This window comes from Ruminococcus sp. OM06-36AC (genome assembly GCF_003438725.1).
Classification (GTDB): domain Bacteria; phylum Bacillota; class Clostridia; order Oscillospirales; family Ruminococcaceae; genus Ruminococcus_C; species Ruminococcus_C callidus.
Window position 1 is genome coordinate 1 of record NZ_QSTT01000037.1, and the last position, 251, is coordinate 251.

Sequence of the window (251 nt, forward strand, 5' to 3'; positions counted from 1 at the left end):
TTTTGACGCTTTTTTACCACCTTTGGCTCAAATGTTCCGTCTCGATCCTGCGGCACTTTGATCTCGGTTTCGCCTAAATTTCCAAGGCAATACCGCACAAAGATTGTGCGACAGATGCGTCGTCAAATTTTTCGTCAGATGAAACAAAAAACGGAGTGAATACTTAATGTATTCACGAGCATTTTTGTGAAATATGACGGGAAATTTGCAAGCAGATGGCGTGCAAAGTCCCCAGACGCTCTTTGTGCGGT